Below are 26,604 nucleotides of genomic sequence, written 5' to 3' on the forward strand. Positions count from 1 at the left end.
GCCAGAAACCAGTAACAGTGGAAATTTGTTAGTCGCGAATGCTTGAAACGTCTCGCGACAGGAGCATGGGAATACCGCACTCTCGCTCGTAGCGGCACCCACACGACTCGCAGACGATCAGTCCTTTTCCGAGGTCAAGACTCGCGTGGCACTCGGGGCAGCGCACGAGGCTGCCAACCCAGTCCATCCCCTCTAGGTTCCGTTCATCTGGCGACATGTTGCTCTCCTTTTCGCCTTCGCCGTGCGGGGCAACCTCGCCGAGTACCTCCGCCTCACCGCGCACGAGCGCGAGCGCGAAATCTCGCAGGTGCTGCATGGTCGCCTCCTCAGCAGCTTCGACGTTAAGCCGCACGAGCGGCTCGGTCCCCGATGGCCGAACCGAAAGCCACCACTGCTCACGTGGATCAGCCGCTTCATCCCAGTGGGTGAGCGTCACACCGTCGAGGTCGTCGCGTCGCGCACCGCGCTCGACAAAAACTCGCGCAACGCGTTCGAGGATCTCGTTCACCGGTTCGTCGACTCGAGAGTTTATTTCACCGCTTGCCGCATAAGGCGAGTAGCGCTCCAAGAGCGAGCTCAAGGATTGTGCACCACTTCGCTCCAGTGCACCGAGCACATGAAGCGCCGCGAGCATCCCTGAATCAGCGAAGAAAAACTCCCTGAAGTAGTAGTGGGCGGAGTGCTCGCCTCCAAAAACCGCGTCGCGATCCGCCATTTCTTGTTTGATGATCGAGTGGCCTACCTTCGTGCGGACGAACTCGCCGCCTGAGGCCTCCACTACCTCCCGGACCGCTCGACTCGACACGGCATTGCCGATCACGACCGGACGCGAGCGACCGTCGAGCATTGAACGCGCAATCTCGGCCTCCGCGATCATTGCGGTCACCGCCGACGGGGGAACGATCTCACCTCGCTCATCCACGACGATGCAGCGATCGGCATCGCCATCGAACGCAAGGCCAAGATCTGCCCCGTTCTCGCGCACCGCGTTTTGCAGGTCCCTCAGGTTCGCGGGGTCGAGAGGGTTTGCCTCGTGATGTGGGAACGTTCCGTCGAGTTCGAAGAAGAGCGGAATAATCTCCACGGTGGGAAGGCGCTTCGCAAGCGCGGGGACCGTGTGCCCTGCCATCGCGTTAGCCGCATCGACCACAACCCTCAGTTGTCGCGTGCCCTCAAGCGGCGCAAGCCGCAGCATGGTGTCGATGTAGTCGTCGAGCATATCGAGGCGCTCAATGCGACCGCCCTCGCGAACAGGAATGGAACCTCTATCCAGGTATGCGTGCGCACCGTCGCGCACCTCCAACAGGCCATTTGCCCTCCCCACGGGCTTCGCATACGCACGACACATTTTGATGCCGTTGTCGCGCGCCGGATTGTGCGATGCCGTCACCTGCGCGCCCGCCGCGGCGAAGAGTCCGCTCGCGCAATAGAGCTGATCCGTCGAGCTCAGGCCCGCGAACGCGACCGTTGAGCCGCGCCTCACCGCTCCGCGCGCGAATGCCTCGGCGAGGTCAGGGCTCGAGATTCGCATGTCGTGCGCGACGATGATGTCGCCGGCATCGAGAAAGTCGGCAAAGGCCGCCCCCAGCGCACCTGCAATTTCTGGCGTCAGAGTTTCGTAGGCAACGCCGCGAATGTCGTAGCTGCCGACTATCGCTTCGAGAGCCGCTGCATGATCTCGCTCGCCCTCAGCGCTCATCGCTCTCATCCTTCACGAGGGTGAGCCGCCTTCGCCCTTGGGGCCGGGGGTCCGACGCCTGTGTGCCTGCCCTGTGGCCTACGTCTTCATAGCTCGGCTTGGCTTCTGGTTCGTCAGCGAGGGCGCGCGCAAGTGCGAGCACATCATCTTCGGGCTCAAGCGGCGCCGGAGCCGTCACGACTGTCCAACCCCTGGGCGCCGTGAACGAAGCGGCGTGGCTCGCGCACAGGTCGTAGGTGTGCGGTTCGCTTTCGCGCGAGAGCGGGCCAATGACTGCGGTCGAGTCCGCGTACACGAAAGTGAGCGTCGCAACGGCAGGTTGGGAACATGAGGATTTGGAGCATGAACGGGCAGACACGACGTCCATCTTACGGCCCGATGGCTCGTGAACCACTCGACGCGGCCGCCACGCGTAGGCTTATGGCATGGCTTTCACACGAAACGCCCGGCTGCGTCGCCGAGATCGGCATGGGCGCGGGTTCCGCGGCGATCTCATTCCCTCGCATCTTCCGGGTTTTGCCACGCCGAGCGACCGCTTCGATGCACTCGTTGCCGAGGCGATGGGGCCGCTCTACGAGAGGTACGCAAAACTCGAGTACTTGCAAGTCCTCATCGAAGAGGTTCCGCTCGATACTTCCGCCCTTCACGCTCCTCCACTCGGCCGCTATTTCCCGGGCGACCGCCGCACGCGTCCACGGATCGTCCTGTATCGGCGTGCGATCGAATCCCGCGCTGGCAACCGCGAGGAACTCGCCGAGCTCATCTATGTCGTTGTACTGGAGAACGTTGCGGTTGCCCTCGGGAAGCGAGTCGACGAAATCGACCCGTGGGCCGCGTGAGACGCCCCGCGCTTGTGGCGCTCGTGCTTACCTAGGCTCGAGGTTGACAGTCATCCCGGTTGCCCGGGCAGCGTTTGCGGCGAGGGGAAGGGTCGTGACGAGTGTGCCGCCATCGTCCGCAGCGGCCGTTTGCGACCAGGCTCCCCTATAAGCCCCTCCGTCCTGAGACACCACGAGGAGACCGGCGATCGAGGCTGGGTCCTTTCCCAGTTGATCGGGGTTCACGGTTACGGAGTGCCCAGCCTTGATATCGACGGAAGTGCTCGCGCCTATCGTCCCGTCGCGTCTGATTGGTGCGACACTCACGTGCGCCCCGTGCTCTGAGTTGAGCGTGAGGCTTCCGCCTTCAGCTCCATGCCCGAGTGCGAGAACCGAAGCGGAATCGATCGCTTCCGAGGGGGCGTACTCGGCAAAGTCTTGCGGAAGACCAACCGTGTCGCCTTGCCGTGCACCGCTTGCAATCGACGAGCGCAACGACCCTGCGACGGCGCTTCGCGCACTCAAGGAGATTGTGTAAGTTCCAGCATTGAGGCCGTCGAGCGGAATCTCTACGGTTGTACCCTGACCCGGGTCTTTGACATCCCACTCTTTCACGAGCTTGCCCTGCGCATTGAACGCCCGGGCCGTCGCGAACGCCTCCTCAGAGCGGACCTGGGCCGCATCCCCGGGTTCGCCGCCTCGGGCGGTGCGTGCGAGCGCAAGATGGGCGTTCCCTCCCTCACGGAGCACCACTCCCGGCCACGTAAGGGAGCTGCTCGGCTCGCTCGCCTGGACGTTTTCAGTCCCCTGAGGCACGAGTCCCTCGCGCCTCACGAGCTCCGCGCTCATGGCGAGTGCGGTGCCTCGCACCTCGACATCGAGGGCTACCGTTTCGCGCTCGTCAACGAGGGTCGAGACCGGAACACGAGCAGTTTCTCCCGGGCCTACGACGATGTCGGAACCCTGGGTTGCCGGTTCCACTCCGTTTTCCGAGTACACGGTCACACGCGCACGGGAAGCACGCGTTCCTGGATTGGACACCACCAGAGTGTCGAACGTGCCCGCTCGCGTGGTGAGACCAGCGAAGGAGGCGGAGGTCGTCGCTTGGGCGCACCGCGCGAGTGCGAAACCTCGGTAATCTCCGCTTCCGGTCACATGGGCTTGGCTCGCATCAAGAACCGGCGCGGTCTCATCTGCGGTGCTCGCGGTGAGGATGGTTGAAGCGTCTAGGGAGTCGAGGCCGTATACCGAGTTCAGGAGAGCGCTCGACTCGGCATCGACGTCGGCTGCCCGTCCTTCCGCATCGACTCGAGAAAGGCGCGGCGAGGCGTCCTTGCCGTTCATGTCGGAAGAGGCAGGGTCGAGATTCGTTTGCGAGGACTGCGTCCCTCCGTACAGAGCATTCGACGAGGGATCGACTGCGACCGCGTTCATCGACACCTGCGGGGAAGGAGCGCCACCGGCGAAGTCCGCGTCTGACGTCTGTGTTCCCTCCGGTCGAGCGACGATTGGCCCCTGGCATACACGCGCGGCACGCGTCGACGTCGCAGCCGCGCTTGGGAGACTCGCCTTCGTCAAGGTTTTTTCGGGAACGAGCGCAACAACGCTTCCCACGAGCACAACGATGGCGAGAACCGCGAAGGCAGCGAGGAATGCTCGGGGCTGCTTATGCGTATCGGTCATCGCTTCTCCTCGCTTCGAATCCGCCTCGGGACCGCGACGAGAGCGCACACGATGAGCCCGACGACGGCGACAACACCAGCGACCATCTGCACGTCGTTTCGGTACCGCACCTCCAGGCGACCTTTCGCGTCCGCAGGCACGGTAAAGCCCTGCATCCACGTGTCGATCGTCGTGGGGCTGAGCGGCTTGCCGTCGAGTGTCGCCGCCCAATGCTCATCTTCGCGCACAGCAAGCGCGAGCGTGCGTTCCGATTGCGCGGCATCGATCGTTCCCGATACCGCTGTTCGCTCCGATTCGAGGGTAGTAGCCTCAGCATCGGCCCCGGATGCATCAATCAGACGCGCCCGAGCATTCGTGCCTGTCACTCGCCACAAACCGCCGGCATCGCTTGCAGTCACAAACTCTAGCTGCGGGGCTGCTGCGAGGGTCTCGTACAGTCTCGTTTGCGCATCGGGCTCACCCGTCACCACGATGTAGCCGATCGCGAAGTCGGCGAGGCTCGCGCTGCCGTCCGTCGCGGCCGCCGAACCAAGGGCACTCGCGACAGCTTGTGCAAGTGCGCGATCGGCCTGGTCGGAAATATTGCCACGCTCAGCCGCGCGCGCACGCGCGGTCTCCACCGCGGCGGAGGAGTCGTCGATGCTCGGCTGCGCGCCGCTGACGAGGTGCGCGTGCACTTCGCCGCGGGTGTCCTCGTGGAGGACCAGTGTGCGGGTGCGGTTGGCACCTGTCGCCGAATCCGCGGCCACGGCGGGGATCTCCCGCACCGTCGTGCGTTCGACTTCGAGCGCACCGCTGCCCTGAACAGCCCACACACCAACGCACGCCAATACTGTCGTTAGGCACGCTCCTTGCAGCACAAAGGAGGTTATCCTTTGGCTCCGTCGGCTCGACTCGTGGGCGCGCCTCACAATGGCGTCGGCCAGGCAAATCAGGCCGACGATTGCCGCTCCACTAGCGACCATGAGCGCTGGCCCCGGGTACGCGGTGTAGGGCGTCGAGCCCTCGAAGCCTACGACGGTGCGTTGCGAGATCCACGCGAGACTCACGGCCCCCGCGAGCGCGAGAACGCTGACTCGACCGACGAGACCGGCGGTGTGCCCGAGGAATCCAGAGGCAAGTGCCGCAACGATGGCTATCAGTGCAGGGGCTGCCAGGATCGCGAAGGTCCACCAGCTCGACGAGACCCCCAACATTCGTGCGACCGGATCGCCTGCGGAAGGCACAAGGGAAAGGAGTCTTAGCGCATCAGGCATCTCGAACACGCCGGGCATGCCCGCGTTCACAAGGAGTGTCTCGGGCCGAGTGGCGTAGGTCGGAAGCTCGCCGAGATGCAGGAAGAGCGCGGGCAAGCCGCACCACCACAGTCGCCCCCTGCGACCAGGAACGAACGGGGCAACAGCCGCGGTTCCGAGAATGAAGAGAAGGGCGAGGGCAGGCTGCACGAGAGAAATCACGGCAATCATGAAACCGGCCCCCGCAGCCGCTGGGATGCTTGCCTGAGACACCTTGTGAGGAAGCCCCACGGCTTTCGCGAAGAAGAACGCGGCAAGGGGAACAGCGATGCCGAGAAGCATGAGCGGCCAGCGCCCCTCGAGCACGGCAAAGACGAAAGCGGGAGAGAGCACCCACATGGTGGTGGCAATCATCCGCACGATGATGCTCCGCGAGATCGTGCCGCTCGCCCACCACGCGGCAATGGCGCTCAGGGCGATTCCCGCAACGAGGATAAACGCGGTCACGCTCGCGCCGTTCACGGGGATGAGGGCTGCGACACGTGCGAGGAGGTCTGTCGGCCCTTCAGCCCCGAGCCCTCCGGGTAGCCACGCCGACGTCACGATGTCCCAGTTGTCTCGCGCGTTCGCAGAAAGCGGGTGATAGTGGGGGCCCCTCAGCGTGCCTTCCCCGATCAACGGCCGAATCGCGAAGAGTCCACCGACGATAGACGCGAGCACAACAATGATGGTCCAGGTTGTGTGTCGGCCGTAATCGGCATCATCGAGGCCGTGACGCGTGCCTGCGATCCCCCAGCTCGTGCGGCGGATCATGCGCGTTCGATCGTCGTCGGCGAACAGAGAGGTCCACCACGCATCGAGTTGCTCGCGCATGGCCACTTTGCGGGGCATATACAGCGCGCTCAAGCGCTTGCGCGACAAGCGAGCGCGTCCGGCGGCTCGACGAGATCGCCTCATGACGCCGGGAGCCTTCGCAAAAACTCTCAGGCATGCAAGGAACTCGTGCCCCACCGCGCGAGCGTCGTGCCGCGTGATCGCTCGCGCCATGCGCCCGAGCGTGACGAAAGGCAGGGCGAGGAGGGTCGCGAACGCAAGCAGGAGCGAGCGGAACTTGAGGAGCGAAAGCACCTGAGAGGAGCGGTATCGGAAATCCCTCGGTCTCGTGAGGTCGTCATGCGGGATACGCGTCGAGGCCTGAGGAACCACCCTGACGCGTTCGCCAGCGCGCCATACTCGCTGAGAAAAATCAATGTCATCCCACGGCGCCGTGAGCGCGGGGTCTAATCCGTGGAGCTTGTCGAAAGTGCGCGCACGCACGAGCATTCCGGGAGACGTAACTGCCAAGACCTCGCTTCGCCAGTCCGTTTGGCCCTGGTCGATCTCGCCTGGGTCGACACTCGTGAGAATTCTGTGCGAATGCGTGAGCGAAAGACCGAGATCCACAAGTCGCGACGCGGGGCGCTCAACGTCCTCGAGCGCAAGGTGTTTCGTACCCGCGAGGCCCACTGTCGGGTCGGCGTCGAGAGCACGCTCAAGTTCCTCGAGGCACGTCAGGTTCGGGGCCGCAGCTGCGTCAAGAATCCACAACCATGACTCGGCTCCACGACTACGCTTACGCCGGCGCCCGGTCCCGCTCGTTCCATACAGTTCGCTCGTATCGTCCCTGAGCCTTTCCGGGACGAGGGCGGTGTGCGTCGCTGTTTTCTCCTCGCGCCGCTCTTCGCGGTCGAGATCGATGTCCTTCGCGCGGCGACCCCGAGCACCGCTCGTGAGATACACGCGCTTTTCCCATTCGAGGTCACGTGTCGAATGGACTGTGGACTGGGAAGTCTCATCGTGGCGTGTGGGTTCCGACGGTTCCTCATCGAGCGTCGCGCCCTCATCCTCGTGGCGGACTGCCCCGCCGAAAGCGGGGTTGAGCAGAGTAAAGTTGCGAGGCGCGCTTTCCTTCTCTCCCGCAGCTTCACTGATCTCAAGCCGCGGCGCATCGGGAGAACTCGCGCCATCCTGCGCTTCTGAAGCGCGCGAAGACTTGTGCTCGGAACGCGCATCGCGCGCTCGCTTCGCCTCTTCGAGGGAGCCAACGAGATCCTCGACAATGTCGGGGCGACTCGCCCCTGCGGGAGTGACCCGCAGCAGATCAATACGTCCCTCGTCGAGGACCGACTCAGCGAAGTTGTGCAACTCCTTCGGCGCAGACTCTGGCACGGCTGCAACGACGCAGGAAAGCGGGGCAGATTGCGCACGCACCATTTCGAGGGTGCGTGCAAGGTCCCCGATCTCGTGGGTAGCGGAGACGAGGATGAGTGCGGAGACGTCCCGTTCACTCACAGGGCGTGATCACCAATCCGTGACGAACGATTAGATCGCACGCTTCTTTAGCTTGCGGCGTTCACGCTCGGACAGACCGCCCCAGATGCCAAACCGCTCGTCGTTCGCAAGCGCGTACTCCAGGCACTCGGCGCGAACCTCACACGAGACGCACACCTTTTTCGCTTCGCGAGTCGAACCACCCTTCTCAGGGAAAAACGCCTCGGGGTCGGTTTGAGCACACAGAGCCCGCTCCTGCCACGACCCCTCTCCCTCGCCCTCGGGGAGCAGCGAGGAAAACTCGACCAAGGTCAGCTCGCGGCGAGCATCGTCCTCGAATGCCTGGAGGGTCATGAGGGTCCTTTCGGGTGTGTGGGCTATAGGCACGACTACTGCAGACGCGAGGGGTGCGACGCTACAGCGACGCTACGAGTGACGCTACAGTGAAAGCGCACGTGTTCGGCGTTAGCACTAAAATACACCGATGTAACTTAGGCGCGTCAAGCCACTTAATCGAATCTTTAGGGTTATGATCCTTTCCTTTAAGGCGCGGCGAGCGCGCCGCACCAGCTTCGGGTCCGCTGCCTGACTCTCTGACCTGCAAAGGAACCGCACATGCCCGCACACCACCTCCCAGGGGACGAGCCGTTTTTCCGCGAATGGAAGACGTATCACGGCCCGTACGCCCGCTCGCGCTCGCGCGCCAAACTTTTTGCGCGCGAACTCGCCCTCGACACATCGCCCACAATCCCCGTCATCGGCGTCGTAGGCTCCAAAGGCAAAGGTTCCGCAGTCGCCGCGACCACCCAGTACCTCATGTCCCTCGGGTACCGGGTAGGCACGATCTCCTCTCCCCCGTTCCTCACTAACCGCGAGCGCATCCGCCTCAACGCCCGCCCGCTCTCGCCTCGCGACTACGACTCCCTCGCCGACCGCGTTGCCGCTGCGCTCACTGCCATGCCACCCGTTGCCGACACGGGCGGCTACCTCGCCCCCACGGGCCTGTTCACCCTCGCCGGAGCCGCGCACCTTCTCAATTGCGGCGTCGACATCCTCGTCATAGAGGAAGGCCTGGGCGGCGCGAGCGACGAGATCTCCCAGTTCCGGCTCGACACCCTGGTTGTGACCCCCATTTTTCTCGAACACGAAGGGATCATCGGCGACACTATCGACGCGATTGCATGCAACCTCGTCGGGGCAGGGGATGACCGCACACGGAACGTTGTATTCCCCACTACACAATGTCTCGAAGCCCGCGCCGCCATTCGCGCACTCCTGCCAAACGCTACGCCGCACGAAGTCCCGGAACCACGCGACCTCGGGTTCGGCGCACTTACCTCCATGAACGTTGCGACTGGATACACCGCGGCCGCAATCACCCACGAGTCAGCCGTCGGACTCCCCCACTCCCCCGTCCCGCACTCACGCGCCGCCCACCTTGCGCAGAGCCTTCGCCTCCCGGGCCGCTCCTCCCACGTCTACGCCCACGGCACCCGCTGGCTCCTCGATGCCGCCATCTCGCGCGAAGGCGTTGAATCCGCCCTCGAGAACGCTCGACACACGGGATGCTTCGATGACGCGCACACCCTCGTGTGCATGCCGGACATCAAAGATATTCGCAGCATCCTCACCCTCCTCGACCGAGACCGCACGATCCTCGCGACGACGCACGAAGACCACCTGTTCTTCGACAACTACCCCGACGATTGGGAAGTCATGCCGCTGACAGAGGCACTGCCCGCTATCCAGCGCCGCTCACGCGAAGTGATCGCCCTTGGCACCATGAGCTTCGCCGCAGAAATGGCGGCCTACCTGGGCCTCGACACCGAAACATGGATCGACCCGTGGGCGCAGGCGCAAAAATGAGCACACTTCTTCAAGCACTGGCCGCCGCCGGGAGCGCCCCCGCACTCGTGAGCTACGCCGAAGACGGACGGACCGAACTTTCCGGGCGCGTCCTCGCCAACTGGATCATCAAATCGATCAACCTCTTCGCGAACGAGCTTCTCGTGGACGAAGGCTTCACGCTTGTCCTCGACCTTCCCCCGCACTTCAAGCGCAGCGTTCTCCAGATTGCGGCATGGCACCTCGGTGCGAACGTCTCCATCGCGGGCACCGACGACCTCCCCGAGCACATCGACGTCCTCGCCACGTCACGCCCCGACACAGCGCTCGCAGAACGCGCCGAGGATGTCCTCGTCCTCGAAGCTCGTGCGCTGTCCCTCGCGTTCCCGGGCGAGACTCCCCCTCTAGCCCTCGACTGGGTCCAAGCCGTGCGAGCGGCAGGAGACGCCCTCGAAGTTCCCCTCACGACGTTCACGGGACCCGAGCCAGCGCCGCAGCCCACCTGGGGCGATGCCCGCCGAGTGGGACTCGAGGACATCGATCGCGAAGACGCAGCAGCCGCGATAGCCGCGTGGTGCGAAAGGCGCACGGTCGTGACGCCACTTTCACGCCTCGACGTCGCTACGCGTGCGGCCGAAGGGCTCGAATAAGCGTTCGACGCTCAGGAGCTCGCGCGCAAAGTCTCCACAGCCTCAACCGGGTCGCCGTCGAAGATCACGTGCCCCTTCTGCAGCACCACTATCCGCGTGCACAGTTCGGTGAGCATATCGAGCTCGTGGGAGACGATCACCATGGTCTTGCCATGCGCCTGCATCTCGCGAATCCGCGCAAGGCACTTGCGCTGGAAAGGCTCATCGCCAACTGCGAGAATCTCATCTACGAGGAAAATATCGGGATCGGTATGCACCGCGACGGCAAACGCGAGGCGCAAAAACATGCCCGAGCTGTAGTACTTCACGTCAGTGTCGATGAACTGTTCGATCTCGCTGAACGCCACGATGTCATCGAAGCACGCGTCAATCTCGGCCTTCGACATTCCGAGAATCGCACCGTTGAGATACACATTCTCGCGACCCGACAGATCCGGGTGGAAACCTGCGCCAACCTCGATGAGTCCCGCGACCTTACCGCGCACGCGCACACGCCCGCGATCGGGAAAAAGCACGCCCGAAATCGTCTTCAGGAGCGTCGACTTGCCCGATCCGTTGAACCCGATCAGCCCGACGGTCTCCCCCGATCGAACCGTCACATCGACCCCGTTGAGCGCCATGAACGTATCGCGCAGCTTTTGCCTCTTGAGCGCCGAGAATACGAGTTCCTTCAGCGCCCTCGTATGGCGAAGCGAGAACTCCTTGTACACGTTCTCGATGCGCACCATTTCGCGTGGTGATTCAGAAACAGACATCACAGCTCCTGCGCAAACTTCCGCTTCGAACGCTCGAACACGAACGTCCCGAAGGCAAAGACCGCGATCGCGATAAGCAGCCCCGCCCACCACAGCTGGGTGGCCTCGGCGCCCGCAGCAATCGTCGGGGCAGCTTCACCCGTCGAATCGAGCGCACTCGCCATGGGGCGCCAGAACGCCCCGTGGAAACACTCCACGACGATCGTGATCGGGTTGAGGCTGTAGAGAACCCACCACGCGCTTGTGCCGAGGGCGTCCTTGACCATCACGAGAGCGTAGAGAACCGGCGATGTCCACGTCGCCACCATAATGATGAGATCCACGAAGTTCTCGACGTCGCGGAACGCCGCATTGAGCGCCGCCGCGAGCATGCCAAGACCCACGGTAAACACGAGCAGGATCACCATGCCGATGAGGAACCACCACCCCTCAGCGATGGAAGGGCGCCAGCCGAAAAGACCCGCCCCCACCATGAGCACGAGCACTTGGGGCACGAAATGCACAAGCGCCACGAGTGCGCTCGCCCATGGGAAAAGTTCCGACGGCAGGTAAATTTTCGACACAAGCGGCGCGTTCGACGCGATCGAACGCGTGCAGTTCCCGAACACCTCGCTGAAGAGGTTGATGACGATGATGCCGGAGAAAAGATACGCCGCGTATGCCGGAAGCGAGCGGTTCAGCTGAAGAAAGACTCCGAGCGCCAGATAGAACACCGCGAACTGCACCGCGGGCTTCGCGTAGCTCCACGCCATGCCCAGCACGCTGCCTCGGTAGCGCACCCGAAGTTCCTTCTTCACGAGAAGGCTCAGCAGGAAACGCTCGTAGAGAGGATTAAGCCATCCCTTGTCGCTTCCCGGTACTCGCCAACCCTGAGCCTTTTCCTCGCGTGTGATGGAGGAGATACTCACGCGTTTCGGCCCTCACGCTTTGGGGCGGGATTCGCCGCAAATGTGCGCTCCCACGCCTCAAACGACGTGAGTTGTGACGCTGCAGCGCGGTACTGCTCGCGCAAGGTGCTCCACTTCGCAAAGAGTTCAGCGTGCGTGCGCACGGCTTCGGTGAGCAGTTCGCGCGCTTGCTTCGGATCTCGCTTGTACCAGGCGATCTGTGTGCCCTCGGCGTTGGACACAAGAGCGCTGTCGTAGTGCGACAGGCGCCACCAGCGCGCATCTTGGTGCGCAATTGCATCCTGCGGATGTTCGAGCGAGAGCTCGCTCGGCTTCGTGAAAGCCTGCTTCGCGAGCTGCTTGATCGTCCACGCCGGCATGAGGAGTCGACGAGGCTGGCTAAAGCCCCGCCCTTTGCGCGGCGGTTTATTCGTACGCACGTCAGGGTAGTCGTCGACGTCTTTCTTCTGCACGGCGTCGTCGAACTGTGCGGCCAGTGCGCGAATCTCGGGAAGCGTCGTCCCGATTGTCTCGTGAAGATGCTCGGGGCCTGCAAGGACATCGCGCTGGGCCATAAGGCGGCCCGTTTGCGTGTAGTACTGCATGGAAATCACATGCTTGATGTCCATGAAGTGCGATTCCTTCACGAGCCTGCCGCCGCGCTCATACGGTGAATGCAACAGGGCGGTGATGAGCCGGTTGCGCTCGTGGAAGAACGCCTGCCACCCCACAAGGTCGTCCTTTTCGCTCCAGGACATGTGCCACACGCCGGCACCCGGCAACGTGACAGTCGGAAATCCTGCATTTCCCGCTCGCAGACCGTACTCGGCATCATCCCACTTGATAAACACAGGAAGGGAAAGGCCGATCTCCCGTACCACTTCGGTGGGGATGAGACACATCCACCAGCCGTTGTAATCCACATCAACGCGGCGGTGCATCCAACTAGTTGCGCGAAGGGGGTGCACGGCAAGGTCGTGATTGTACTTTGAATCGCTGAAGGCAAGTCCGTAGTGGAAGCGCCACCGATCAATGCTTTCACCGAATGCCAGCATGGACGTGCGGTTATTCAGATCGAACATGTGGGCGCCTACAAGCGTGGGCTTCGTTGCGAAGTCCGCGAACGTCACAAGGCGTTCAAGTGAAATCGGCTCGATGGAAATATCGTCATCACAGTTCACCACGTAGGTGGACTTTTCGGCGATACAGGCTTCGTACATTCCGCGCGAGAACCCGCCCGAGCCGCCAATATTGCCCTGCTCAATGACGCGAAGCTTGTCACCCATCGCCTCCTCGAGCTCTGCGAGCTCGTCAGCGTGATCTCGCAGGCGATCGCTTCCCTGATCGATGATGTACATGACATCAAGGAGCTCGAACAGTCGCGGTGAATTCGCTATCGTGCGGATGTTCTCGAAGCAGTAGCGCACCTTATTCATGGTTGTCATGGCAATCGAGAAGGATCCGCGCACGCGTGCCAAAGACTCCGGAGCCGAGTACGTCGCGCCGCTAACCTCCAGAGCTCCCGCCGAAGCGTGAACATCGAACCAATACCAGCCGCCATCTCCGAAAGCAGTGACGGGCAACGTAAACGTCGAGACAGCTTCGCCCGCCACCGTTTCGGTTACCACAGTCCGCGAACGGCCATTCGCGCTCGAGCGGTGCACAACAATCCTGCCTTCGCCCTTTGTCGCGACGGTCAGCGTCACATCACGCACTCGAGTCCAGCGCCGCCAATACGATGCCGGGAAGGCGTTGAAGTAGGTTCCAAAGGAACGGGTCTGCCCTGCGGGAACTGTGATCCCGGAGCGCGTATACGTCCCTTCCTCAACATCACTTGTCGCGGGGCGCCTTACCCCCGCGACAGCCTCCATGATCTCAGTTGAGGCCCCCTCGGCGACGTCAACGGGGGAAACGTGTGCCGAAGACTCAACGTACAGCGGCATCGTTTCGGGGCTCGCGCCGAACGGCAAGACAAGCCTGTGGAGTTCGCGATGCCCTTCGGGCAGGGTAAACGTGTCAGTCATGGTGCTCTTTTCACTCATCGGAGTCACGGCGGATGCGCACAACTAGCGGCGCAAAAGCTCCTCAAGTTTGTTATCAGCCATCGAGAGGGCGGCACCGATGGCCATGTGCATGTCGAGGTACTGGTAGGTGCCGAGTCGACCGCCAAAGAGGGTCGAGGGCTCAGCCTCCGCACGCTCGCGGTATTCGAGGAGAGTCGATCGGTCGTCCGCCGAATTCACGGGGTAGTACGGCTCATCCTCACGGCTTGCGAACCGCGAGTATTCGCGCATGATGATGGTTTTGTCCTTCGCGTAATCACGCTCGGGGTGGAAGTGGCGTGGCTCGATGATGCGCGTGTACGGCACGGATTCATCGGCGTAGTTCATCACCGACGTTCCTTGGAAATCGCCCGTGTCGAGCGTTTCAGACTCTAGATCGATCGTGCGCCACTTGAGCTCACCAAGTTCGTAATCAAAGTAGCGGTCAACGGGTCCGGTGTAGACGACGGGGAGTTGGCCGCGCACGTCCTTTTTGTTGAACGGCTGCGACTCGTCGAAGTAATCGACGCCAAGCTTGACCTCGATGTTCGGGTGATCCGCCATGTTCTCGAGCCACGCGGTGTAGCCGTTCGTGGGCAGACCTTCATAGGTGTCGTTGAAGTAGCGGTTGTCGTACGTGTAGCGCACGGGAAGACGCTTGATGATCGACGCGGGAAGATCCTTGGGGTCCGTCTGCCACTGCTTACCCGTGTAATGCTTGATGAAGGCCTCGTACAGCGGGCGCCCAATGAGCGAAATGCCCTTGTCATTAAGGTTCTCGGGATCTTGCCCGGCAAATTCGCCCGCCTGCTCGGCGATAAGTGCGCGCGCCTCATCCGGAGTCATGGCCGCGTTGAAGAACTGGTTGATTGTGCCGAGGTTGATCGGCATGGGGTACACGATGCCCTTGTGGTTCGTGTACACACGGTGCACGTAATTCGTGAACGACGTAAACGTATTGACGTACTCCCACACGCGTGTGTTGGAGGTGTGGAAAAGGTGAGCGCCATACTTGTGCACCTCGATGCCCGTCTCAGGGTCGATCTCACTGTAGGCGTTTCCGCCAATATGCGGGCGGTTGTCGATCACGGTTACTTTTGCCCCGTGTTCGCGTGCGGCGCGGTCTGCGAGCGTAAGGCCGAAAAGGCCGGATCCGACGATGAGAAGGTCGGGTGTGCTCATGATGTGTCGTTCCCTTCGAGGTTTGCTACGTCGATCCCACAATAGCGGTCGCGCGCGCAGAATCTCGAGGGCGCACCGACTGCGCGCCGCTGGTTCGTCACATAGCGGGACTTAGCCGGTTCATGACCGCTGTGTATCTGAAAGACCGCGTTCAATGACGCGCCAATACACGCGGTCGCGCGCGAATGCGGGCACGGCGCGATACACCGCGCGTCCCACAAGATTTCTCACGGCCCTGGGCGCGCTGGTTGCCCCGCTCTTGAGCATCGACCACTGCATGTGCACATCGCTCTTAAAAAGTGCGAGGCCCCCGCGCCTGCGATAGAGGTTCGTACTCACGCGGTAATCCACGAGAGCGTCCGCAACATTGCCCATGCGAGAGCCCGTGCATAACAGGCGATGCCACAGGTCATAATCCTCCATCAGCGGAATGTCCCTGTAGCCGCCTGCCCTGCGCACGGCCTCAACTCGCATGAGAACCGTGGGATGGTGAAACGGTGAGTGATCGCGCATATAGTCCGCGATTTCTTCGTGGGTGAGGGGGCGGCGGCGAATACGCTCCTCGCCCGCCTCATCGCGGCGAGGCAAAGAGGACTCGTCGATCTCGCGCATGTTCGCGCCCACGATGTCAAGGTCCCGCTCCCGCAAAGCAGCGAGCTGCACCGCAAACCGTTCAGGATGATTCACGTCGTCAGCATCGGCTCTCGCAACGAGCGGACTTTCGCATTGCTCGAGGGCACTGTCGAGGGTGCGTGCGAGTCCGCCGTGGCTCTTATTCCTCACTACTCGTGCGCGACCGTATCTTCCTTCGAGAACGTCGGCGATGACGTCTTCCAGGGCGTCGGGAAGCGGGCCGTCGATGGCAAGCAGCAATAAGCCTGGAGCGGTGGTTTGGTCGACCGTCGCCGAGGCAATGGCTTCGCGCGCGTACGCCGGGTCGTCTCCCTCCCACAGGGGCATGAGGACGGTGAGGTCCTCCTCGATCTTCCGCACACCGTGCTTACTCACGTGAGCGCCCTTCGTGAGCGTTCGGCGGAATCGATCGAAGATTCGAGCGCGCGGATCTCGGTGGCACTCATGGGATCGGCAGCAAGAACCACGCTCGAGCGTCGTGGCGACGTGAAGAGCCCTTCACGGAGACCCTTGAGCGCGACGGGAAGGACATCCGCGCGAGTGCGTACCAGGGTCTGCATCCACCCAATCGCACTCTTGCCCCCGTAAAGAACCTTCTCGATCGGGGTGAACGAGTCGGTTTTCGTGAGGGCCCACAACCGATTGCGCACGTCGAAGTAGAACCTAGAACCAGGATTCGTCTGGGCATTCGAGAACTTCACGGTGCGGTGCTCAACCGTGCTCGACGCGACGGCGAAGCCGTGGGAGTCTCGCAGAAGCCTGCCTGTGAACTCAAAGTCATCAGACCAAATGAAATAGTCGGCAATGGGGAGTCCATGCTCCCACACGTCTTCGGCAGCAATGAGCGCCGACACGAAGCTCGCCGTGCGGATGGGACGCGCCCCGAGCTGTGCGTAACGATCGAGGTCGGCGTCACTCGTGCCGAGGCGCGTACGCGAGGAATTCATGGGGTGCGGCCTACCGTCGGTCCAGACCGCAAGCGAACTGAGAACGCTTGCGTGAACATCGAGCTTGCGCTCAACCTCGAGGAGCTTCTCGAGCGCATCGGGCGCTGGAACCGTGTCGTCGTCCATGATCCACAGGAAATCAGGACTGTGCTCAAGGAGGGCATGCGCCATGCCGGTGCAAAAGCCACCGGCACCGCCTACGTTGCGATTGAGGTGAACAACGTCGGCACCAATCGGGTGGGTGTCGGCGACGGCGCCGGAACGGTCCGTGCTTGCGTTATCGATGATGACGACGCCATCCAGCGGCCTGCTTTGCGCGTGCAGTGCATCGAGGCACTCGCCGAGGAGATCAGCGCGGTTGTACGTCACCACCACGGCAACGACTCGTCGAGAGTCCTCCTGCGTGGCATCAGGGTGTGGAACAAAACGCTCCGGAATGGGGGCTGAGTCCGCTGGGTTACTCGAGGTGCTGTTGTCCCGCACCCAGCGAACAGTCGCGGCGAGGGACTCTTCGAGCGATGACCGCGCGGGCAGAAGCGCGTCGAGCTTCTCCCGCGACATTTCGGCGCTCGGCCGCGCGTCAAGGGCGAATCGCTTGATTCGACGGGGAAGTTCGAGGCCGCTTGCACGAACCGCTTCCCCTGCCCGCCCCGCGCGCGCCATGAGGCGCCTGCCGGGAAGTGAAAGTGCGAGCGGTGCAGTTTTCGCAATCGAGCGCACGAGGGCGCGCAACTCGTGATCGTCGAGCCGAGGGGAATCTGCAACGTTGAGCACGTAGGGCTCGCCTTCGGGGACGTTCAGATTGAGAGCGGCGCGCGTCGCGCCAGCGAGGGTTCCGACGCTTGCCAGGGGGCGCGCGATGACCGTGTGCGTGAGCGAGACTGCCCCAGAGTTCACGAGCGAAGCGATCAGTCGCGAGATGCGCGCATGAGAACCGGGACCAAAAAGCTCGGCCACGCGCATCACCAGCAGGCGTCGGCCCCGCCCCGCACGCACCCACTGGCCGTAAAGACGTTCCGCCTCTGCGAAAGCGCGCCCTTCGACGGTCGTAGGGGCCTGTGGGTCAGATTCGTGCGCACTATGCCCGTCAGGCGTCTCGCCGTACACGGCGCCGCTCGAAATGAACACGAGGGTTCGCACATCCTCACGTTCGGCAGCGGCAATGAGCGAACGCGCGCCTCCCACGAGGACCGAGTTGAGCGTGCGTGCGCTCACGCTCGAGGAGTCGGGAACCCCAGCGGCATTCACAACCGTGCCGCATCCGCGAACCGCGGCGCGCAGGGCTTCGTCGTCACGAATATCGAGCACGCAATGCTTGCCATTACCGCTTGCGGGTCGAATGTCTGCCGTCACCACGGGGGTCCCGTGCTCACGAAGCTCGCGCGCGATATGGGAACCTGCAAAGCCCGCACCACCGAGAACGAGGGTGCGCGGCGGCGTTTGCCGTCGCTCTTTTTCGGACACGTCGTCTCCTCGCCTTTCGTCCAGGTTTATCGCAGAGTCTAGGCATGATCTTACGGGCAGTGAGTCCCGAGCCTGAGCACACACGCCATCACCGGGGCAGATTCACTCACTCCACCTTGGTGTCCGAGGTTTTGTTGTCATCGGTGTGTACTGTGGGAGCGCGCATGGTGCGGCTTGCCGCCCCCCACACGATTGAAGGTGAACACGATGACGGGTGACTTCCCACGCGACGCCGGCACAGGCCGCTCGCGGCCCGGCCATTCGCGCGCCCGCTCGGGCGGGTCGGCGCGACCTCTGACGCGACCATCCGCGCCGCGTCCACGAGAGTCTGGCGCTCACAGCGAGCCCACCGCCGAAACGCCTACGCGTCAAATGCCAGCTGTACGCAATGCTGCCCGGCCGGCTCCGGTGCGTCTGAATTCGAAGCCATCGGGCAGCCCAGAGCAGCACGCGCAGCATCAACTCCCCCCGATGCACCCAGCGCCCTCGGGCCCGCCTCGCAGAAGAGGCATGTCTCGAAAGCGCGGGGTTCGCCTTGCCCGCACGATCGTCCTTCTCATACTCGTTATTGCCCTCGGGTGGCCGGTTGGCCTCGGGGTATGGGCTAATTCGAAAATCGCGCACACGGACGCGCTCTCCGGAGCCGCCGATACACCGGGCGAAACCTACCTTCTTGCAGGAGCCGACATCGAACAGGGCGGAGCCCAGCGCACCGACACTCTCATGCTGCTGCACAAGGCGCCCAACGGGAAGCAATACCTCGTCTCAATTCCGCGCGACACACTCGCCGAAATTCCCGAGCACGGAACGCACAAAATCAACGCCGCCTACTCGATGGGGGGCGCTCCCCTCCTCGTCAAAACCGTTGAGAAACTCTCGGGTCTCACGATCGATCATTTTGTCGTGATCGGCTTCTCCGGAGTCGAGGACGTCGTCAATGCAATCGGCACAGTGAACCTCTGCATCGACCGCGATGTCGATGACGTGCGTTCGGGTCTCAAGATGACCAAAGGCTGCCACGACGTGGGCGGCGAGCAAGCCCTCGCGTTCGTACGCGCCCGCTATTTCGATCCCACGGCCGACATAGGCAGGCAGCAGCGCCAGCAACAGTTCGTGAGCGCTCTGATGAAACGAGCATCCTCACCTGGCGTCCTGCTCAACCCACTCACTCAGGTGAATCTCGCAAGCGCGGGAACGAAAGCCCTCGTGACCGATAACGACACCGGCCTCATTGACCTCGCCAGTGCCGCCCTCGTCATGCGCGCAGCACCCAACTCTGGAGGTGTTCTCGCCATGCCAATCGAGGACCCGAGCTTCAAAACGAAACACTCGGGTGTCGCCATCAAAGTTGACGACGAAGACGTGCACGCCTTCTTCTCATCGATTGCCGACGGCTCGGCCGAACCGAAGCCCGAAGGCTAGGGGCGCCTCACGAAGCGAGGCTCATCTTCTCTACTTAAAGAGAAGGTCCGTGACGATGTTGATCGCGTTCAGCAGCGGCTGCCCCTTCGATTTCGAATAATCCGTGTAGAGAATGTGAACCGGATATTCGGTGTACGTGAGATCGTTGCGACCGATTTCCGAGACGATCTCCGAGGCGTGCGCCATACGATTCTGCTCGATCGAGATGGACTCGCACGCGTGGCGGCTGAGCACGCGAAGACCGTTGTGAGTATCGGTGAGATGAACGCCGCTCGTGATGTTTGTGAAGACGATCGCCATCCGCAGCACGATGCGCTTGAGAAAGCCCGGCTTCGTGCGGCTATCGAGGAATCGTGAGCCGAGCACACAGTCAACCTTCTCAGCATTCATCTTCTCGATCATCGCCGCGGCATCGCTCACCTGGTGTTGCCCATCGGCGTCAAAGGTGACGATTTGCTGCATCGACGGATCCCGAAGCGCGTAGTCGATACCGGTCTTTAGCGCAGCCCCCTGCCCCATGTTGTAGGGGTGTCGCACGACTACGGCACCTGCATCCTCTGCCTCGACCGCCGAGTCATCATGCGAACCGTCATCAACACACACGACCAACGGGTACGTTTCGCGCAGTGCACGAATAACATCGCCAATTACTTTCCCCTCGTTATACAGGGGGATAACGAACCAGGTCGTGTCGGCTCCGGGGCCAAGGGTCATCAGAAAACCTCGTGAAAATTGACAATTTTTGGCGCGATTTTTGGCGCGGGTGCGCGTTACCGCCACCGCAAAGGCTACCCTAGTCGGTAGTGACAACAGCGCATAGCGCCTCGAAAAACTCAACTCCCCGAAGGGACCACGCCTCATGAAGATCGCCGTCGTGGCACTTGGAAAGATCGGATTGCCGCTCGCCGTGCAGTTCGCCGCGAGTGGACACGAAGTTGTAGGCGTCGACGTGAATGAACGTCAAGTCGCGACTATCAACGAAGCGAAAGAGCCGTTCCCGGGCGAAGAGCAGCTCGCCGAGCGCCTTGCCGAGCTTGTACCTGCTGGCAGGCTTCGCGCCACGACCGATTATGCCGATGCCATCCCGGACGCCGACGCCGTAGTGCTTGTCGCTCCCGTTTTCGTAGACGAGGAAACCTGGGAGCCGGACTTCCGCTACATGGATGCGGCTACGCGTTCGCTCGCCGAATACCTCACCCCCGGCACCGTGGTGGCGTATGAGACAACACTCCCCGTTGGCACGACCCGCACGCGCTTCGTTCCCGTGCTCGAGGAGGTTTCCGGCCTCAAGGAATCTCGAGATTTTTTCGCTGTCTATTCCCCCGAGCGTGTTCTCACGGGGCGAGTTTTTGCTGACCTCAGGAAATACCCGAAACTCATCGGTGCTCTAAGCCCCGCAGGCGCTGCAAAAGGTCGAGAGCTGTACGAGGCGGTCCTGCAATTCGACGAACGCCCCGACCTCGATCGCGCGAATGGGGTGTGGGACCTCGGCTCACCAGAAGCCGCCGAGCTCGCCAAACTCGCCGAAACAACCTACCGGGACCTCAATATTGGGTTTGCGAACGAGCTCGCGCTCTTCTGCCAGGACCACGGCATCGACGTCTACAAGGTCATCGCCGCATCGAACTCTCAGCCGTACTCACATATTCACCAGCCGGGAATTGCGGTAGGTGGCCACTGCATTCCTGTGTACCCGCGGCTCTACCTTTCCACTGACCCACATGCGGAGACTGTTCGTACGGCTCGTAAACTCAACGCCTCGGTTCCGGGCAAGCTCGTGGGCCGAGCGGAAGAAATCCTCGGCTCACTTGAAGGGCTCACAGCTGTTGTGCTCGGCGCGGCGTACCGAGCCGGTGTCAAGGAGACAGCGTTCTCAGGCGTATTCCCCACCGTTGCTGAGCTCGAGGCGCGGGGCGCCCGCGTGCGTGTTCACGACCCGTTCTATAGCGATGAAGAACTCGCTAAGTACGGTTGGGACGCGTGGCACGAGGGCGACAACGCCGATCTCGCGATCGTGCAAACGAATCACCCTGAATATCGCGGGTACACTGCCGAAACGATTCCAGGTGTACGCCTGCTCATTGATGGGCGGAACATTACCGCTGCTGAAAACTGGGTAGGCACCCCGCGCTTGGTGCTAGGCAACGGTGAGAACTCAACTCTAGGAAAGGCCTCATGACCGACATCCTCAGCTCTCCGACCGGACTCGTTCTCGACAGTCGCTCGCTAATAATCCAAATCATCCTCATTCTCGGGATTCTCGGAATCACCGCATGGCTTTTCATTAAACGTGGCGCCAAGCAGCTTGCGATCCGCCGGCTCCTCATTCTTGCATTCGCGGTATTCGCGGTTCTCGCTGTCATCTTTCCCGGCGCAGTGACCGCCCTTGCCCAGTTCGTGGGCGTCGGCCGCGGCACCGACCTCTTGCTCTACGCCACCGTTGTCGTGCTTCTCGGCTTCTTGGCTCTCCAGGAGGCGCGCACGAAGAACGCGGAAAAGCGAACGACGAAGCTGGCACGCAAAGTTGCCGTCTACGAAGCGGAACAACCTGAGGCATTCCGTAATCACGCCTTGAACGTCACGAAAGATTCATGAGCGCCTGGTGTGTGTTCGCGGGAGCAGCTGCTTGTGCACTTGCCCTAGCATTCCTCCCCGGTTTTGTATTCGCGCGCCTTCTACGGGTTCCGCGGCTTCTTGCCTTCGCGACCGGCCCGGCTCTCACCGCCGGGGTGTTTGCCTTGGGCGCGCTCGTCTGCTCACGCTTCGACGAGCAGTGGAACCTCATCAGCGCCGCATGCGTGAGCGGTGTAGCAGCCCTCGCGTTTAGTCTCCTTCGCCTCCTGCTCACACGAGAGTCATTTTTTCCCGCGCCTCGCGCGCTTGCACCCGCAACCGCCCGTTGGGTCTTTCCGACGGCTATCCTCGTGTGTGCTTTCGCGGCTGTCGGCCCTATCCTCTATACGATGCCTGGGCCTGATGCCATCCTTCAGCGCTGGGACACGCTTTACCACTTGGGCGCGATTGAGTTCATACGATCTACTGGAGACGGCTCGGTTTTCAAAGTTGGATCGCTCGGCTACACCGATGGACGCGCCGGCTTTTACCCGGCTGGCTTCCACGATATTGCAGCGCTTCTTCCGGGGGTTCCAACCCCCATCACCCTCAACGCTGCGGTCATTACGCTCGCCACCGTTCCATGGACAGTTGGGATTGCCGTTCTCGCCAGAATCTTGTGGCCTCGCGCCTCCTGGGCTCCAACGTCTGCCGCGTGCCTGGCCTTGCTGGCGCCGTCGGTTCCTCTCAACGAGTGGGTGCACTTGTCCCCCGTCGCAAACCTCGCGGGCTTCTCCTTCCTGCCGGGGGCGCTTGCAATAGCAATCGCAAGCTGGCAGACCTTGCTCAAACAGGTAAGGCACCGTAGCCTCGATATCCGCTGTGGGCTCGCAGCAGCCGTCACCACGACAACAGCGCTTATCGGTATCGCTTTCGTTCACCCCAACGCCTTTTTCGCCGCTTGCGTTCTCCTGGCTGCCGCAACTGCAGGCGATGCCATCCGCGCCTTCCGTCACGCCAACACCCGAACCTGGCATAGGACAATCGTTGCCGTCATCCCAGCCGTATGTGCAGCACCCATCGTGGCGATCATTCTTCTGCCTAATGCCTCACCGGTGACAAAGAATTTCACCGGCGGTCTCGCCGTTCCAGTGTGGCAGGGAGCCGGTGAACTCTTGACGGGGCTCCTTACTGTGTGGCCCATGGCCATTGGGGTAGGTATCTGGGTTCTCGCCTGGATCGGAGTCTTCGCATTTTTGCGACGTGGCGCGTGGTCGCCCCTCGTGTGTGCACTGGTCGTGGGCGTACTCTACTTCGATTCAGCGATCGACTCCCCGCTGAATCTCTCAACTCTCTGGTATCGAGGTCAGGATCGTTTGTCGATGGTCGTCACTCTCGTGACGGTCCTGTGCGCAGTCGCGGGTATCGAACGGGTCCGCCTATTCGCCCGGGCCCCTCAAACAACCCGCACTACCCGGATGATCACCGCGAGCGTATCTGGGGTGATCGCCCTTGCTCTCATAGCATCAAGCGTAGGCGCGCGTGCATCGTACGCGGCCCTCAATTTTGATCTCGACACACCGAACCGGAGCCGCTTCTTCGATACGGAAGAACTCGAGATGCTCAAGAGTCTCGACGGACGACTCGATCCACGCAGGAAGGTTCTCGCCAGCCCTTTCTCCGGCGGCTCCCACCTTTGGGCACTAAACGGACAGAGCGTGCATTTTCGGGTACTTGGGCAAACATACACGGAGAGCGATGCCGTGCTCATCCGTACACCAGAACTCATCGGGGACCCTCGAGATCCCGGTGCGTGCTTCCGCCTTTCTCAGGCGGGGATCGGTTACGTCTACGTTGATGCACTCTCCTATTACTACGCAAGCGGCATGGCGCCACTTACCGTCCGGCGCCTTCCGAACCTTGGGGATCCTCTGGCGTCAACAAGCCACTCGGCGCTGTACGAACTCCACTGCGAATGAGAGCCGGCGATTACAATAGTTGTGCCCTAATCGGCGAGCATGCGTGAGATACGTGCTGCGCCACGGTCCGCCGAAGATTGGAGCGAAGCATTGCCGACGGTCCACTGTCGCACATGTGCTCGATCGACCCTGTCTTGGCTGTCAATGGCCTCGATCATCGCGTTCGCGAGCGCCTCCGTGTCATAGCCCGGCGCGTAGCCGAGACCGTTGTCTCGGATGCGGATTGTTGCTGCCGAATTCTCGGCTCCGGCGTGGATGATTGGCCGCCCACACGCGCCGGCCGCATAGATTTTCGTGGGCAGCGCAAAGTCGTACCCCAATCCGGGCGTGATCGAACTCAGGCCCGCAACGGCTCCACGCATGTACTTCGCGACCACGTCTGCGGGGACCTTCGGGAAAAACTCGATTCCATCAACACTTCGCTCACGAACCATACGTTTGAGGGCCTCGAGGTTGGTGCCTTCAGAAAAGAATATGAGCCGAGCATCCATTCGCTTTTCATGGGCCTTTTCGAAAGCCTCCACGAGAATCTGAGCACCTTGCCATTCGGAGACGGTTCCCGCATACACGAAGTACGGCCCCTCTTCGCCGGCATCCGGCCCTTCCGGGGTGAAGATCTCCGTGTCGATGCCGTTTCCGATCATCTCGAGCGAGGGGCGCTTTCCGATGCGCTCCTCGATTCGTGCCCGGACGCCGTCGGAAATGGTAAGCACAACCGACGCGCGCTTCCACACGGTTTCTTCCATCCATCGGACTGCACGTTTGACAATGCGCGGGACCCCTTCGACAGACTCAGTCGCATCAGCCCACACGTCAGCCGCGTAAAAGGCATATGGCACGCCTTTGAGGCGCGCAACAAGCGCGACGACGAGGCCTGTCGTCGGAGGTGGTTCGGCGATAATACCGTCGAGGTGTCGCGTCAAAAGGAGTCGAAGGAATAGCGGGACATCGAAGCTCAGGTAAGAGACGTAGCCGCGTACAGCGCCCTGTTTATCGCGTTTGACGGGCCAGCGCACGACCCGGGTGATGCCTCGTTCTTGGCGACTCGGTTGATGGGGGACGCGAGTTGTGTACACCCGCGTGCGGATACCGGCCTTCTCAAGTGCCTTCGCTAATTGGTGGGTACGAAACGCCGCGGGAATAGGTTCTGGCACGAATGCCCGGGTTGCAAGAACGACATGCCCAGCGCTCTCGCGGTTACGCCTCCTCACGCAGCACCTCGATGACGGTACGGGCCGCATGCCCATCGCCGTAGTAAGGGGGGCGCTCGGCACGGGGCCGGGGCCGCTGGAGGGCGGCGCTAAGGTCCGACGGTTCCTTGGCCAAGACGTTCCACTGGTTTTCGAGCGTTTCTACCCACTCGGTTTCGGTGCGTAGCGTCGTTGTGGGAGTGCCGAGGAGGTATGCCTCTTTTTGGAGGCCACCAGAATCGGTCACGACGGCGCTCGCACGAGAAACCGCATTGACGAGGTCCGGGTACGGAAGCGGCTCCCCTACAAAGAGGTTGCCACCCGCGAGTGCAAGATCCTGTTCTTTTGCTCTTGCAGTAAGCCGAGGGTGGGCAAATAGCGCGATTGGAAGCGGAGCATTTTGGAGTGCAGTGATGAGACCCTTGAGTCGATCTGGATCATCTGTGTTGTCGGCACGGTGCATGGTGGCAACGGCGAACGGCGAGTTGGCGTCAATCCCCTCGGGAAGGTGAAGCGGACTGCCGTCAACTGCCTTCGCAACGCGCAGGCACACATCAGTCATGACATCGCCAACGACGCGCGTACGTGACCCGAGCCCTTCACTCTCAAGGTGCTGGCGTGCGACCTCGGTCGGCGCGAGCAGAAGGTCCGCGGCATGGTCGGTGAGCACGCGATTGTGTTCCTCTGGCATACGACGGTTGAATGAGCGTAGCCCTGCCTCGAGATGAGCGACCTTGAGGTGCATTTTTACGGCGCTCAGCGTGCCGGCAAGCGTCGAGTTTGTATCCCCGTATACGAGAGTCCAGTCGGGCTGGTGTTCCTCGAGCACGTCATCCATGGCGCTGAGCATGGCACCGGTCTGTCTTCCATGGCTGCCCGAACCTACCGCGAGGTTCAGGTCAGGCGCGGGAATTTTAAGATCGGCGAAGAACATGTCGCTCATCGCGGCGTCGTAGTGCTGGCCCGTATGAATGATGATGTGTTCGATACCCTCGTGCTTTGCTGCTTCATCGGCGATCGCGGCAAGTTTGACGAATTGCGGGCGTGCGCCGACAACGGACAGGATTTTCATTCGCGCTCCGGAATTGCATGTCGGGTGGTTCACCACGAGTTTAGCGGCCGTCCAGTGCTGTGACATGGCAAGATTGGCCGTGTTGTCTCAACCTTCACTGAGAGGGATGTGCTCGTGAATCAAAAACAACGTCTGCTCATCTTGTCCTTTTCGCCTATCGCAAGGGACGCCCGCGTGCTCAAGCAGGTGAAGGAGTTCGCTCCGCGATACGAGGTGACCACATGCGGTTATGAGGCAG

At 61.9% G+C, this 26,604-nt stretch carries 21 protein-coding genes; 7 read left to right on the top strand and 14 right to left on the bottom strand.

Features of this window, described 5'->3' with window-relative positions:
- Window positions 1–28: 28 nt before the first annotated feature.
- Together HMPREF1484_RS10320 and HMPREF1484_RS10325 are read right to left on the bottom strand one after the other, a co-directional pair.
- A complete protein-coding gene (locus HMPREF1484_RS10320; protein WP_016665002.1) occupies window positions 29–1,699 on the bottom strand; it encodes a hypothetical protein in 1,671 nt (556 codons plus the stop codon).
- Window positions 1,689–2,066, bottom strand: a complete 378-nt coding sequence (locus HMPREF1484_RS10325; protein WP_034373948.1) for a DUF3499 domain-containing protein — start codon at window positions 2,064–2,066, stop codon at window positions 1,689–1,691. The genes HMPREF1484_RS10320 and HMPREF1484_RS10325 overlap by 11 nt, the downstream gene beginning before the upstream one ends.
- A gap of 58 nt (window positions 2,067–2,124) precedes the next feature.
- Between HMPREF1484_RS10325 and HMPREF1484_RS10330 the strand changes: the two genes are divergently transcribed.
- On the top strand, window positions 2,125–2,538 hold the full coding sequence (locus HMPREF1484_RS10330) for a metallopeptidase family protein (protein ID WP_016665004.1): 414 nt from the start codon (window positions 2,125–2,127) through the stop codon (window positions 2,536–2,538).
- Window positions 2,539–2,565: 27 nt separating this feature from the next.
- Here the strand turns inward: HMPREF1484_RS10330 and HMPREF1484_RS10335 are convergent, their stop codons facing one another.
- From HMPREF1484_RS10335 to HMPREF1484_RS10345, 3 genes are read right to left on the bottom strand one after another with little or no spacing between them, the layout of a single operon-like run.
- A complete protein-coding gene (locus HMPREF1484_RS10335) occupies window positions 2,566–4,200 on the bottom strand; it encodes a DUF5719 family protein (RefSeq protein WP_016665005.1) in 1,635 nt (544 codons plus the stop codon).
- Window positions 4,197–7,766: a hypothetical protein gene (locus HMPREF1484_RS10340; RefSeq protein WP_016665006.1), complete on the bottom strand. Its 3,570-nt coding sequence runs from the start codon at window positions 7,764–7,766 to the stop codon at window positions 4,197–4,199. Before HMPREF1484_RS10340 ends, HMPREF1484_RS10335 begins: the two co-directional genes overlap by 4 nt.
- Before the next feature lie 30 nt (window positions 7,767–7,796).
- On the bottom strand, window positions 7,797–8,099 hold the full coding sequence (locus tag HMPREF1484_RS10345; protein ID WP_016665007.1) for a WhiB family transcriptional regulator: 303 nt from the start codon (window positions 8,097–8,099) through the stop codon (window positions 7,797–7,799).
- 261 nt (window positions 8,100–8,360) lie between these two features.
- Between HMPREF1484_RS10345 and HMPREF1484_RS10350 the strand changes: the two genes are divergently transcribed.
- Both HMPREF1484_RS10350 and HMPREF1484_RS10355 read left to right on the top strand, forming a co-directional pair.
- A complete protein-coding gene (locus HMPREF1484_RS10350) occupies window positions 8,361–9,611 on the top strand; it encodes a hypothetical protein (protein ID WP_016665008.1) in 1,251 nt (416 codons plus the stop codon).
- Window positions 9,608–10,240, top strand: coding sequence for a TIGR03089 family protein (locus tag HMPREF1484_RS10355; protein ID WP_016665009.1), 633 nt, complete (start codon window positions 9,608–9,610; stop codon window positions 10,238–10,240). The genes HMPREF1484_RS10350 and HMPREF1484_RS10355 overlap by 4 nt, the downstream gene beginning before the upstream one ends.
- 11 nt (window positions 10,241–10,251) lie before the next feature.
- Here the strand turns inward: HMPREF1484_RS10355 and HMPREF1484_RS10360 are convergent, their stop codons facing one another.
- The 6 genes from HMPREF1484_RS10360 to HMPREF1484_RS11370 all read right to left on the bottom strand — a co-directional run bounded on the left by HMPREF1484_RS10360 (window position 10,252) and on the right by HMPREF1484_RS11370 (window position 18,150).
- Window positions 10,252–10,995 carry an ABC transporter ATP-binding protein gene (locus tag HMPREF1484_RS10360; protein ID WP_016665010.1) on the bottom strand — a complete coding sequence of 248 codons (744 nt, stop codon included), beginning with the start codon at window positions 10,993–10,995 and terminating at the stop codon, window positions 10,252–10,254.
- Window positions 10,995–11,903 carry an ABC transporter permease gene (locus tag HMPREF1484_RS10365; RefSeq protein WP_016665011.1) on the bottom strand — a complete coding sequence of 303 codons (909 nt, stop codon included), beginning with the start codon at window positions 11,901–11,903 and terminating at the stop codon, window positions 10,995–10,997. Before HMPREF1484_RS10365 ends, HMPREF1484_RS10360 begins: the two co-directional genes overlap by 1 nt.
- The gene (locus HMPREF1484_RS10370) at window positions 11,900–13,906 is read right to left on the bottom strand and encodes a glycosyltransferase (protein ID WP_040386599.1); all 2,007 of its coding nucleotides are present in this window, start codon (window positions 13,904–13,906) and stop codon (window positions 11,900–11,902) included. Before HMPREF1484_RS10370 ends, HMPREF1484_RS10365 begins: the two co-directional genes overlap by 4 nt.
- A gap of 42 nt (window positions 13,907–13,948) precedes the next feature.
- Window positions 13,949–15,106, bottom strand: a complete 1,158-nt coding sequence (gene glf, locus HMPREF1484_RS10375; protein ID WP_016665013.1) for a UDP-galactopyranose mutase — start codon at window positions 15,104–15,106, stop codon at window positions 13,949–13,951.
- 120 nt (window positions 15,107–15,226) lie between these two features.
- The gene (locus tag HMPREF1484_RS10380; RefSeq protein ID WP_016665014.1) at window positions 15,227–16,114 is read right to left on the bottom strand and encodes a glycosyltransferase; all 888 of its coding nucleotides are present in this window, start codon (window positions 16,112–16,114) and stop codon (window positions 15,227–15,229) included.
- Entirely contained in the window at window positions 16,111–18,150 is a 2,040-nt protein-coding gene (locus HMPREF1484_RS11370; protein ID WP_016665015.1) for an NAD-dependent epimerase/dehydratase family protein, read from the bottom strand. Before HMPREF1484_RS11370 ends, HMPREF1484_RS10380 begins: the two co-directional genes overlap by 4 nt.
- Before the next feature lie 510 nt (window positions 18,151–18,660).
- Here HMPREF1484_RS11370 and HMPREF1484_RS10390 point away from each other — a divergent pair.
- Entirely contained in the window at window positions 18,661–19,572 is a 912-nt protein-coding gene (locus tag HMPREF1484_RS10390) for an LCP family protein (protein WP_016665016.1), read from the top strand.
- Window positions 19,573–19,602: 30 nt separating this feature from the next.
- On the opposite strand, the gene HMPREF1484_RS10395 is transcribed toward HMPREF1484_RS10390, so the two are convergent.
- Window positions 19,603–20,286, bottom strand: a complete 684-nt coding sequence (locus HMPREF1484_RS10395) for a glycosyltransferase family 2 protein (protein ID WP_016665017.1) — start codon at window positions 20,284–20,286, stop codon at window positions 19,603–19,605.
- Window positions 20,287–20,431: 145 nt separating this feature from the next.
- Here HMPREF1484_RS10395 and HMPREF1484_RS10400 point away from each other — a divergent pair, with 145 nt between their 5' ends.
- Genes HMPREF1484_RS10400 through HMPREF1484_RS10410 form a run of 3 tightly spaced genes read left to right on the top strand, consistent with a single transcriptional unit; the run spans window position 20,432 to window position 24,104 of the window.
- Entirely contained in the window at window positions 20,432–21,751 is a 1,320-nt protein-coding gene (locus HMPREF1484_RS10400) for a nucleotide sugar dehydrogenase (RefSeq protein ID WP_016665018.1), read from the top strand.
- The gene (locus HMPREF1484_RS10405; RefSeq protein WP_016665019.1) at window positions 21,748–22,167 is read left to right on the top strand and encodes a DUF2304 domain-containing protein; all 420 of its coding nucleotides are present in this window, start codon (window positions 21,748–21,750) and stop codon (window positions 22,165–22,167) included. The genes HMPREF1484_RS10400 and HMPREF1484_RS10405 overlap by 4 nt, the downstream gene beginning before the upstream one ends.
- Window positions 22,164–24,104: a DUF6541 family protein gene (locus tag HMPREF1484_RS10410; protein WP_016665020.1), complete on the top strand. Its 1,941-nt coding sequence runs from the start codon at window positions 22,164–22,166 to the stop codon at window positions 24,102–24,104. The genes HMPREF1484_RS10405 and HMPREF1484_RS10410 overlap by 4 nt, the downstream gene beginning before the upstream one ends.
- A 26-nt stretch (window positions 24,105–24,130) precedes the next feature.
- On the opposite strand, the gene HMPREF1484_RS10415 is transcribed toward HMPREF1484_RS10410, so the two are convergent.
- Window positions 24,131–25,315, bottom strand: a complete 1,185-nt coding sequence (locus HMPREF1484_RS10415) for a glycosyltransferase family 4 protein (RefSeq protein WP_016665021.1) — start codon at window positions 25,313–25,315, stop codon at window positions 24,131–24,133.
- Complete coding sequence (gene wecB, locus HMPREF1484_RS10420) at window positions 25,302–26,366, bottom strand: non-hydrolyzing UDP-N-acetylglucosamine 2-epimerase (RefSeq protein ID WP_016665022.1); 1,065 nt, start codon at window positions 26,364–26,366, stop codon at window positions 25,302–25,304. Before wecB ends, HMPREF1484_RS10415 begins: the two co-directional genes overlap by 14 nt.
- Between the last annotated feature and the right edge of the window lie 238 nt (window positions 26,367–26,604).

Source organism: Dermabacter sp. HFH0086, assembly GCF_000413375.1.
Lineage (GTDB): Bacteria > Actinomycetota > Actinomycetes > Actinomycetales > Dermabacteraceae > Dermabacter > Dermabacter hominis.